Annotated in this window: 9 protein-coding genes; 6 read left to right on the plus strand and 3 right to left on the minus strand. The window is 71.7% G+C overall.

From position 1 onward, the window contains the following. Positions 1–338 precede the first annotated feature (338 nt). The 4 genes from OP86_RS31075 (at position 339) to OP86_RS31090 (ending at position 4,951) form a co-directional block, all read left to right on the plus strand. Positions 339–2,927 (plus strand): sensor histidine kinase, encoded by a 2,589-nt coding sequence (locus tag OP86_RS31075; RefSeq protein ID WP_051831077.1) that lies wholly within the window; start codon positions 339–341, stop codon positions 2,925–2,927. Between the two features lie 139 nt (positions 2,928–3,066). Then, a complete protein-coding gene (locus OP86_RS31080) occupies positions 3,067–3,747 on the plus strand; it encodes a response regulator (RefSeq protein ID WP_030256434.1) in 681 nt (226 codons plus the stop codon). Between the two features lie 65 nt (positions 3,748–3,812). Further along, positions 3,813–4,220 (plus strand): OB-fold nucleic acid binding domain-containing protein, encoded by a 408-nt coding sequence (locus tag OP86_RS31085; RefSeq protein WP_030060765.1) that lies wholly within the window; start codon positions 3,813–3,815, stop codon positions 4,218–4,220. Continuing rightward, on the plus strand, positions 4,217–4,951 hold the full coding sequence (locus OP86_RS31090; RefSeq protein ID WP_051831074.1) for a DUF3159 domain-containing protein: 735 nt from the start codon (positions 4,217–4,219) through the stop codon (positions 4,949–4,951). The genes OP86_RS31085 and OP86_RS31090 overlap by 4 nt, the downstream gene beginning before the upstream one ends. Before the next feature lie 125 nt (positions 4,952–5,076). On the opposite strand, the gene OP86_RS31095 is transcribed toward OP86_RS31090, so the two are convergent. Both OP86_RS31095 and OP86_RS31100 read right to left on the minus strand, forming a co-directional pair. Next, the gene (locus OP86_RS31095) at positions 5,077–5,748 is read right to left on the minus strand and encodes a potassium channel family protein (RefSeq protein ID WP_030060763.1); all 672 of its coding nucleotides are present in this window, start codon (positions 5,746–5,748) and stop codon (positions 5,077–5,079) included. After that, positions 5,748–6,416 (minus strand): potassium channel family protein, encoded by a 669-nt coding sequence (locus tag OP86_RS31100; RefSeq protein WP_030256431.1) that lies wholly within the window; start codon positions 6,414–6,416, stop codon positions 5,748–5,750. Before OP86_RS31100 ends, OP86_RS31095 begins: the two co-directional genes overlap by 1 nt. A 247-nt stretch (positions 6,417–6,663) precedes the next feature. Here OP86_RS31100 and OP86_RS31105 point away from each other — a divergent pair, with 247 nt between their 5' ends. Together OP86_RS31105 and OP86_RS31110 are read left to right on the plus strand one after the other, a co-directional pair. Continuing rightward, positions 6,664–8,739 carry an APC family permease gene (locus OP86_RS31105; RefSeq protein WP_030060762.1) on the plus strand — a complete coding sequence of 692 codons (2,076 nt, stop codon included), beginning with the start codon at positions 6,664–6,666 and terminating at the stop codon, positions 8,737–8,739. Between the two features lie 446 nt (positions 8,740–9,185). Beyond that, on the plus strand, positions 9,186–10,481 hold the full coding sequence (locus OP86_RS31110; protein WP_063832494.1) for a class I SAM-dependent RNA methyltransferase: 1,296 nt from the start codon (positions 9,186–9,188) through the stop codon (positions 10,479–10,481). 138 nt (positions 10,482–10,619) lie between these two features. On the opposite strand, the gene OP86_RS31115 is transcribed toward OP86_RS31110, so the two are convergent. Next, positions 10,620–10,814, minus strand: coding sequence for a hypothetical protein (locus OP86_RS31115; protein WP_157849892.1), 195 nt, complete (start codon positions 10,812–10,814; stop codon positions 10,620–10,622). Positions 10,815–10,981: the final 167 nt, after the last annotated feature.

The following is a 10,981-nucleotide window of genomic DNA, read 5'->3' on the forward strand; positions in this document are numbered from 1 at the left end:
GCCGATGGTACTGCAGGGGGGACCCTGTGGGAGAGTAGGACGCCGCCGAACAATTCTTCAGAAGAACCCCCATCCGGATCCCGGATGGGGGTTCTTCGCGTTTTCCGGGTCCTTTCGGGAATTCGACCGCGATACTGCCGCACCGCTGCCGAACGGCTGCCGCATCCCTGCCGAGTGGCCCCCGCCGAGTGGCTGGTCCACCGTCAATATGCCGCTAAAACCGCCTGATCAGTGCACTGATCAGCGGAAAATCACTGCTCACGCCGTAGTCTCGAAGGGCGGGGGGAACAGGTGTCCGGGGCTGGCTCCCGGGCATGGCCGGATCAAGAATGGTGCTCATGGGACGAGGCAGGCTGCGCATCTACCTCGGGGCTGCCCCCGGGGTCGGCAAGACGTACGCCATGCTCGCCGAGGCGCACCGGCGGCAGGAGCGTGGTACGGACGTCGTGGTGGCGTTCGTGGAGGACCACGGCCGCCGGCGTACCGCGGACATGGTCGCCGGGCTGGAGGTCGTGCTGCGGCAGCAGGTGATGCACCGGGGCGCCAGGTTCTCCGAGATGGACCTGGATGCCGTCCTGGCCCGCCGCCCGCAGGTGGCGCTGGTGGACGAACTGGCGCACACCAACGTCCCGGGCTGCCGCAACGCCAAGCGCTGGCAGGACGTCGAGGAGCTGTTGGCAGCCGGGATCGACGTGGTCTCCACCGTCAACGTGCAGCACCTGGCGTCGCTCGGCGACGCCGTCACGGGCATCACCGGGGTGCGCCAGCGGGAGACCGTACCGGACGAGGTGGTCCGGCGGGCCGACCAGATCGAGCTGGTGGACATGTCCCCGCAGGCGCTGCGGCGGCGGCTGGCGCACGGGAACGTGTACGCGCCGGAGAAGATCGACGCCGCGCTCGCCAACTACTTCCGCCCGGGCAACCTGACCGCGCTGCGCGAGCTGGCGCTGCTGTGGACCGCGGACCGGGTGGACGAGTACCTGCAGAAGTACCGGGCCGAGCAGGGCATCGAGGGCACCTGGCAGGCCCGGGAGCGGATCGTGGTGGGCCTCACCGGCGGGCCCGAAGGGGCGACGCTGATCCGCCGGGCGGCCCGGATCGCGGCCCGCGTCTCCGGCGGTGAGCTGCTCGCCGTGCACATCTCCCGTTCGGACGGGCTCGCCGGCACCGGTTCGCCGCAGCGGCTGATCGAGCAGCGGGCGCTGGTGGAGAGCCTCGGCGGCTCCTTCCACGCCGTGCTGGGCGACGACCCGGCGGCCGGGCTGCTGGACTTCGCCCGGGGCGTGAACGCGACCCAGATCGTGCTGGGCACCAGCCGTCGGCCCGGCTGGCAGTACCTGTACGGGCCGGGCGTCGGCACCACGGTGACCCGGGAGGCCGGGGACATCGACGTCCACATGGTCACCCACGAGCACGCCGGGCACGGGCGCGGCAGGATGCCCGTCCGGCGGATCACCGACCTGGGCCGGAACCGGACGGTCGCCGGCTGGCTCGTCGGGCTGGCCGGCCCGCCGCTGCTGGCGATCGTGCTGACCGCGATCGGTGGGCTGGGGCTCTCCACCGACATGCTGCTGTTCCTGTCGCTGACGGTGAGCGCGGCGCTGGTAGGCGGGCTGCTGCCGGCGATCGGGTCGGCACTGGTCGGCTCCTCGGTGCTGAACTACTACTTCACGCCGCCGCTGCACACCTTCACCATCAACGAGCCGCAGAACATCATGGCGGTGGCGATATTCACCGTCGTCGGGATATCGGTGGCGTCCGTGGTGGACTTGGCGGCCCGGCGCACCCACCAGGCGGCCCGCAGCCAGACCGAGGCGCAGACGCTCAGTGCGCTGGCCGGCACGGTGCTGCGGGGAGCCCCCAACGGGGACGGGGTGCTGACCGCGCTGATGGAGCAGGTCCGGGAGACCTTCGGGCAGGAGAGCGCCGCGCTGCTGGAGCGCCCGGATCCGCTCGGCCCCTGGGTGCCGGTGGCGACCGCCGGGCCGCGGCCGCCGGAGCGGCCGGAGGGGGCCGACGTGGACGTCCCGGTCGGCGACAGCCTGGCGCTGGTGCTGCGCGGCCGGGTGCTGCCGGGGGCGGACCGGCGCCTGCTCGGGGCCTTCGCCGCGCAGGCCGCCGTGGTGCTGGAGCGCCGCCGGCTGTCCCGCGAGGCCGCCGCGGCCCGCCGGGAGGCCGAGGGCAACCGGATCCGGACGGCGCTGCTGGCCGCCGTCTCGCACGACCTGCGCACCCCGCTGGCGGGCATCAAGGCCTCGGTGAGCTCGCTGCGTTCGGCCGACGTCCAGTGGGACCCGGAGGACGAGGCCGAACTGCTGGCCGGGATCGAGGCCGGGGCCGACCGGCTGGACCACCTGATCAACAACCTGCTCGACATGAGCCGTCTGCAGACCGGGACCGTCACCCCGTTGATCCAGGAGACCGACCTGGACGAGGTGGTGCCCTACGCGCTCGGCGGGGTGCCGCCGGAGTCCGTCCGGCTGGACGTCCCGGAGACGCTGCCGATGATCCGGGCCGACGGCGGTCTGCTGGAGCGCTCGCTGGCCAACCTGGTGGAGAACGCCGTCAAGTACAGCCCGGACGGCGTCAAGGTGCTGGTCAAGGCCGATGCGCTGGAGCAGCCGGGGGTGCCGGGCCGGGTCGAGCTGCGGATCGTCGACCGCGGGCCGGGGGTGCCCGAGGAGGCGAAGGAGAAGATCTTCGCGCCGTTCCAGCGCTACGGCGACGCGCCGCGCGGCGCCGGGGTGGGCCTCGGACTCGCGGTGGCGCGCGGCTTCGTCGAGGCGATGGACGGTACCGTCACGGCCGAGGACACCCCCGGCGGCGGCCTCACCATGGTCGTCAGCCTGCCCGCCGTCGACCGGCCGCCCGAACCGGACGAACCGAGCGACGACGGGAGCGGTCCGCTCTCCGAGCTGATCACGTGAGCGGTGAGGCGCTCCGGTGGGATCCGTCGCTTCCCGAGGTCGCGTGCCGTACCGAACGCGTGCTGTACCGAAAGCGTGTCGTACCGAAAGTCAGTCCCACAGTCCGTAAGTCAGACAGCCTGAAAGGCGGAGCCCGTAAATGACCCGGGTCCTCGTCGTGGACGACGAACCGCAGATCGTCCGCGCGCTGGTGATCAACCTCAAGGCCCGCAAGTACGAGGTGGACGCGGCCCATGACGGCGCGAGCGCCCTGGAACTGGCCGCCGCCCGCCATCCGGACGTCGTCGTCCTCGACCTGGGCCTGCCGGACATGGACGGGGTCGAGGTGATCCGCGGCCTGCGCGGGTGGACCCGGGTGCCGATCATCGTGTTGTCCGCCCGGCACGCCTCGGACGAGAAGGTCGAGGCCCTGGACGCCGGCGCGGACGACTACGTCACCAAGCCGTTCGGCATGGACGAGCTGCTCGCCCGGATGCGGGCCGCCGTGCGGCGGGCCGAGCCGGTGGCCGGGGAGGCCGACTCGCTGGTGGTGACCGAGACCTTCACGGTCGACCTCGCGGCCAAGAAGGTCAACCGGGACGGCGCCGACGTCCGGCTCACCCCGACCGAGTGGCACCTGCTGGAGGTGCTGGTCCGCAACGCCGGGCGGCTGGTCAGCCAGACCCAGCTGCTGCAGGAGGTGTGGGGCCCCGCCTACCGCACCGAGACCAACTACCTGCGGGTCTACCTCGCCCAGCTGCGGCGCAAGCTGGAGCGCGACCCCTCGCACCCGCGCCACTTCATCACCGAGCCGGGAATGGGATACCGGTTCGAGAGCTGACCGCCGTTGCCCTCGGCGGCTGAACGACCCCCCGCCGGGGGCCCGGAAACCGGTACCCTTCCCGCATGAGTGGTGACAACAGCAGCGGCCAGTCGCAGGGGCGGTTCCGCCGCATGCTCAGTCGGCTGACCTCCTCGGCCGAGGAGTTGGACGCCGAGGACCTGCGCCAGGAGAACGCCGCGGAGTCGGGGTGCACGCCGATCGCCGGCTGCGCGGACCGCGAGCTGGTCACCGTCGCGGGAACGCTGCGCACGGTGACGCTCCGCCCGCGCGCGGGGGTGCCGGCCCTGGAGGCCGAACTGTTCGACGGCACCGAGGCGCTGGAGGTGGTCTGGCTCGGCCGCCGCTCGATCGCGGGCATAGAGCCCGGTCGCCGGCTGGTCGCCAGCGGCCGGATCAGTCACGCACGCGGGCGCCGCGTGCTGTTCAACCCCCGCTACGAGCTGCGTCCGGTCGGACACGGGAGCGAATGAGCGTGAGCAACCTGCCCGGCGGCGACGCCGCCGCCCAGCTCGACCTGGCCCACGACCCGGCGGCCGAGGAGGCCGCCCGGAAGGCCGCCTCCAAGGAGGCCGCCGACACCGTGCTGAAGGCCTTCGGCGGCGTACGCGGCATGATCGACATGACGCTGCCCGGCCTGGTCTTCATCGTCACGTACAACCTGACCCACCAGGTCAGCACCTCGGCGTGGGCCGCGCTCGGCCTGAGCGGGCTCTTCGTGGTGGCCCGGCTGGCGAGGCGGGAGACCATCCAGCACGCCTTCAGCGGGGTGTTCGGCGTCGCCCTCGGCGCCTGGATCTCGATGAAGAGCGGCAAGGCCGAGGACTTCTACCTGCCCGGCCTGCTCTGGAACGTCGGCTACTGCATCGCCCTGGCTACCTCCGCGCTGGCGCGCTGGCCGATGATCGGCGTGATGCTCGGCCCGATCACCGGCGAGATGTTCACCTGGCGCAAGGAGAACCCGGGCCGGCTGGCCGCCTACACCAGGGCGACCTGGGCCTGGGTGGTGATCATGGGCCTCAAGCCGCTGGTCCTCTTCCCGCTGTACTTCACCCACAACGTCAACCTGCTGGGCTGGCTGAAGGTCGCCCTCGGCATCCCGCCGCTGCTGCTGGCGATGTACGTCACCTGGCAGATCCTGCTGAAGGCACCGCCGCCGATCAAGGCGCAGCTGGACGAGGACGAGGAGGAGCCGGCCAAGTAGCCGCCTCCACCGGGACGACCTGGACGGCTTGGCCGACAGGGCACGGCGAAGGGCCCGCACCCACCGGGGTGCGGGCCCTTCGCCGTGCCCTGTGGGGCCACTGGGCCCCTGGGGCCTGTTGCGGCCTACTGGGCGCCGGAGGTGGCCGACAGCAGCTCCTCCAGCTCCTCCTCGCGCTCCTGGGCGGCGACGAAGAGCAGCTCGTCGCCGCCCTCCAGGGTGTCGTCCTTGCCCGGCACCAGCACCCGGCCCTCGCGGATGATGGTCACCAGCGCGGTGTCCTGCGGCCAGGCCACGTCGCCGACCCGGGTGCCGACCAGCTCGGTGTCGGAGGCCAGGGTCAGCTCGACCAGGTTGGCGTTGCCCTGGCTGAAGCGCATCAGGCGGACCAGGTCGCCGACGCTGACCGCCTCCTCGACCAGGGCGGACATCAGGCGCGGCGTGGACACGGCCACGTCCACGCCCCAGGACTCGTTGAAGAGCCACTCGTTCTTGGGGTTGTTCACCCGGGCGACCACTCGCGGCACCGCGTACTCGGTCTTGGCGAGCAGCGAGACGACCAGGTTGACCTTGTCGTCACCGGTCGCGGCGATCACCACGTGGCAGCGCTGCAGCGCGGCCTCGTCCAGCGAGGTGATCTCGCAGGCGTCGGCCAGCAGCCACTCCGCCATGGGAACCCGCTCCACCGAGATGGAGTTGGGGTTCTTGTCTATCAGCAGGACCTCGTGGCCGTTCTCCAGCAGCTCGCCCGCGATCGAGCGGCCCACGGCACCGGCCCCGGCAATGGCGACCCGCATCAGTGACCCTCCTCCTTCGGCCCCTGCGCGAACGCGGCCTCGACGGCCGTCAGGTCGGCCCGGCGCAGCATCACGTGCACCAGGTCGCCCTCCTGCACCACCATCTGCGGCGTGGGCAGGACGCCCTCGCCGAGCCGGGTGACGAACGCCACCCGGGTGCCGGAGGCGTCCTCCAGCTCGCTGATCCGGTGGCCGACCCAGCGCGGGTCGTACGCGACCTCGGCCAGCTGTACGGCACCGCTCGGGTCCTGCCACAGCGGCTCGGCGCCGCTCGGCAGCAGCCGGCGCAGCATCTGGTCGGCGGTCCAGCGGACCGTGGCGACGGTCGGGATGCCCAGGCGCTGGTAGACCTCGGCGCGGCGGGGGTCGTAGATCCGGGCGGCGACGTTCTCGACGCCGAAGTTCTCCCGGGCCACCCGCGCGGCGATGATGTTGGAGTTGTCACCGCTGGAGACGGCGGCGAAGGCGCCGGCCTCCTCGATGCCCGCCTCGCGCAGGGTGTCCTGGTCGAAGCCCACGCCGGTCACCCGGCGCCCGTTGAACCCGGCACCCAGCCGGCGGAACGCGGTCGGGTCCTGGTCGACCACGGCCACCGAGTGGCCCTGTTTCTCGAGTGCTCTGGCGAGGGCGGAGCCCACGCGGCCGCAGCCCATGATGACGATGTGCACCGGTGCTACCTCACCCGTTCCATTGGGGTACTGACCTGCGCAAACACCGTTCATCTCCCTTTCCCGCCCGGCTGTCCGGGGCGAGCGTTCTCGTGGGGCGCCGGCCCCGGCAACACCTGACAATCCGAGTGTTGCCCGCCGACTCGTATCCGACACGCTAGCCGGTCCATAGAACGCAGTCGCGACGAAGGGGGGGACAAACGGCGGAGCCTTGTCCGGGGAACCCCTACGATTCCTTAACGTGCCTATGCCGAAAGACCTTCCGAAACGCATCCTGATCGGACGCGCGCTGCACAGCGACAAGCTGGGCGAAACGCTTCTCCCGAAGCGGATCGCGCTGCCCGTCTTCGCCTCGGACGCGCTCTCCTCGGTCGCGTACGCCCCCGAGGAAATCCTGCTCACCCTGTCCGTCGCGGGCGCTTCGGCGATCCACTTCTCCTGGCAGATCGGCCTCGTCGTCGCGGTCGTGATGCTCGCCGTGGTCGCCTCGTACCGACAGAACGTGCACGCCTATCCCAGCGGTGGCGGCGACTACGAGGTCGCGACCGTCAACCACGGGCCGGCCGCCGGTCTCGTGGTCGCCAGCGCGCTGATGGTCGACTACGTGCTCACGGTGGCGGTGTCGACGACCTCGGGCGTCGCCAACGTCGTCTCCGCCGTTCCCGCGCTGCGCGGCCACGAACTCACCGTGTCGGTGATCGTGGTCATCCTGCTGATGGGGATGAACCTGCGCGGGGTGCGCGAATCCGGTACCGCCTTCGCCATCCCCACCTACGCCTTCATGATCGGCGTGATCGGGATGGTCGGCTACGGGTTCGTCCGACACTTCCTGCTCGGCCAGGACATGCCCGCCGAGAGCTCCGGATTCACGCTCGAAGCCACCCCCGGCAACGCGTCGCTGGGCGGGATCGCCCTGGTGTTCCTGCTGCTGAAGTCCTTCTCCTCCGGTTGCGCCGCGCTCACCGGTGTGGAGGCGATCTCCAACGGTGTGCCGGCCTTCCGCAAGCCCAAGAGCAAGAACGCCGCCACCACGCTGCTGATGATGGCGAGCATCGCCGTCGTGATGTTCATGGGCATCATCTGGCTGGCCCGGCTGACCGGCGTCCAGATGGCCGAGAACCCGACCGAACAGCTCGGCGGCGTCTCCTCCGGCTACCACCAGAAGACCGCGCTGGCCCAGATCAGCGAGGCCGTGTTCAGCAACTTCACGCCCGGCTTCTACTTCGTCGCCGCCGTGACCGGCCTGATCCTGGTGCTGGCCGCCAACACCGCCTTCAACGGCTTCCCGGTGCTCGGCTCGATCCTGGCCCAGGACCGCTACCTGCCGCGCCAGCTGCACACCCGCGGCGACCGGCTGGCGTTCTCCAACGGCATCATCCTGCTGGCGATCGCCGCGATCCTGTTCGTCATCGCCTTCGACGCCGACCCCAACCGGCTGATCCAGCTCTACATCGTCGGCGTCTTCGTCTCCTTCAACATGAGCCAGTCCGGCATGATCCGGCACTGGACCCGGCTGCTGCGCACCGAGACCGACCCGGCCGAGCGCCGCCGCATGCAGCGCAGCCGGGCGATCAACACCTTCGGCCTGGTGATGACCATGGCCGTGCTGATCGTCGTCCTGGTCACCAAGATCGGCCACGCCTGGATCGCCATCGCGGCGATGGTCGTGCTGTTCGTGATGATGAAGGGCATCCGCCGCCACTACGACCGGGTCTCCGAGGAGCTCATCGCCGCCGAGGAGCCGGACGACGTGGTGCTGCCCACCCGGGTGCACGCCATCGTGCTGGTCTCCAAGCTGCACAAGCCGGCGCTGCGCGCCCTCGCGTACGCCAAGCTGGCCCGCGCCCACACCCTGGAGGCGATCACGGTCAACGTCGACCCGGCCGACACGGCGGCGCTGCGACAGGAGTGGGACGAGCGCGGCATCGAGGTGCCGCTCAAGGTGCTGGACTCGCCGTTCCGCGAGATCACCGGGCCGGTCCTGGACTACGTGAAGAACCTGCGCCGCAACAGCCCCCGCGACGTGGTCTCGGTCTACATCCCCGAGTACGTGGTCGGCCACTGGTACGAGCACCTGCTGCACAACCAGAGCGCGCTGCGGCTCAAGGGGCGGCTGCTGTTCAAGCCCGGTGTGATGGTCACCTCGGTGCCGTGGCAGCTGGAGTCCTCGGAGCGGCGCCAGCCGCAGAAGGCCTGGTCGGCGCCGGGTGCCGTCCGGCGTGGCGAGCCGCGGGCGCCGAAGGCCGTACAGTCGAAGGATTCCGTCCCCACCGGCCAGAGTGCCGGTGCCACCTCCGACCGCAGCAAGGACACCTCCTCGTGACCCGCAACACTCCGCCCCGTTCCTCGGGCTCCTCCGGCAAGGGCGCCCGCCGGGGCGGCTCCCAGCCCGGGCAGGTGTCCCGGCCGCGCTGGGGCCGGCCGGCCCGCCCGGAGGCCACCGACCGCGACGGCCTCACCGCGCGCACCGCGCCGATCGTGCCGGGGGAGCAGGCGCCGGCGGAGGACCGCAAGCCGGGCCAGGCTGCCGCAGGCCGGGCCGCCGCCGGGAAGGGCGGCGCCAAGGGCGCTGCGAAGGGCGCCGGGAAGGGCGCGGCGAAGGCCGCTGCCGGGAAGGGCGCTGCCAAGGGTGCCGAGGGGGCTGCCGGAGCTGCCGGGGCTTCCGGTGCGGCTCGGAAGGCGCCGCGCAAGCAGGCGGTGCGGCCGCCCAAGGCGCTGCGCACCGGCCCCGCGCGGGCGCCGCGACAGGAGACGCCGTCCGGTGAGCCGCTGGCCGGCCAGCGGTACGAGGTCGAGGTCGGCCCGGTCGCGCACGGCGGCGGGCACTGCGTGGCCCGGCACGAGGGCCGGGTGCTGTTCGTGCGGCACGCGCTGCCCGGCGAGAAGGTCGTCGCGCTGGTGACCGAGGGCACCACCACCTCGCGGTTCCTGCGGGCCGACGCGGTGGAGGTGCTGGAGCCCGCCAAGGAGCGGATCGAGGCGCCGTGCCCGTTCTCCGGCCCGGGCAAGTGCGGCGGCTGCGACTGGCAGCACGTCACCCCGGGCGGGCAGCGCAAGCTCAAGGCGTCGGTGCTGACCGAGCAGCTGGCCAAGCTGGCCGGGCTCACCCCGGCCGAGGCGGGCTGGGACGGCAGCGTCGAGCCGGTCGGCGGCAAGCTCCCGGCCGGGCAGGTGCCGGCCTGGCGCACCCGGGTCCAGTACGCGGTGGACCCGGAGACCGGGAAGGTCGGCCTGCGCAAGCACCGCTCGCACGACGTGCAGCCGATCGACCGCTGCCTGATCGCTGCCGAGGGCGTCACCGAGCTGGGTATCGAGGCCCGCGACTGGCCGGGCGTGGCCTCCGTCGAGGTGATCGCGGCGAGCGGCTCCTCGGACCGCCAGGTGGTGCTCACCCCGCGGCCCGGCGCTCAGCTGCCGCTGGTCGAGCTGGACAAGCCGGTGTCGATCGCCCGGATCGACGAGCAGGACAACATCCACAAGGTGCACGGGCGCTCGTTCGTGCGTGAGCGGGCGGCCGGGCGCACCTGGCGGGTCAGCAACGGCGGCTTCTGGCAGATCCACCCGGAGGCGCCGGACACCCTGGTCGACGCCGTGCTGGACGGCCTGGACCCGCAGTGGGGCGAGAACGCGCTCGACCTGTACTGCGGCGTCGGCCTCTTCGCGGGGGCGCTGGCCGACCGGGTCGGCGAGGAGGGCGCGGTGCTCGGCATCGAGTCCGCCAAGCAGGCCGTGGTCGACGCCCGGCACAACCTGGCCGCGCTGGACAACGTGCGGATCGAGTGCGACCGGGTCGAGACGCTGCTGCCGCGTACCGGCATCACCGCCACCGACCTGATCGTCCTGGACCCGCCGCGCTCGGGCGCCGGGCGGGAGACCGTCGCGCACCTGGTCGGCCTGGAGGCGCGCCGGATCGCGTACGTGGCGTGCGACCCGGCGGCGCTCGCCCGGGACCTGGGGTTCTTCCGCGAGGGCGGCTACCGGCCGGTGTCGCTGCGGGCCTTCGACCTGTTCCCGATGACGCACCACTTCGAGTGCGTGGCGATCCTGGAGCCGGTCGGGGAGTGATCCTCGGTGCTCGATGACTCGATGAATCGACGAATCGATGACTCGACGGATCGCAGACTCGACGAATCGATGACGCGCTGACTCGCTGACGGAGGCGGTACCCGAACGGGTGCCGCCTCCGTGCTGTTCGAGGCGCGGTCAGTCGTTGTGTTCCTCCTCGTCGGCGCTGTGCGGCAGGTCGATGCCGTGCTGGGAGGCGAGCCGGAGGAGTGAGGCGATCCGGCCCTCGTACGCCTGGACGCCGTCGGCGTCCCCTTCGGCCCGTGCCGCCGCGAGGTCCCGTCGGGCCTGGGCGAGCTGCTCGTGCAGCTCCTGGTCGAACATGGCTGTCATGTGCCGGCCTCCACACCGGTCGGTGCCGCTCAGTGGAACGCTCAGGGGAGTTCAGAGTCCCGGATGGTGAAGGACTCTTCAAGTCTCGCTCGTCCTGGTGGGGGTGGGGCCTGTCTCTTATACACATCTGACGCTGCCGACGAGCGATCTAGGGTAGATGTCGGTGG

It is taken from the genome of Streptomyces novaecaesareae (assembly GCF_000716875.1).
GTDB classification, from domain to species: domain Bacteria; phylum Actinomycetota; class Actinomycetes; order Streptomycetales; family Streptomycetaceae; genus Kitasatospora; species Kitasatospora novaecaesareae.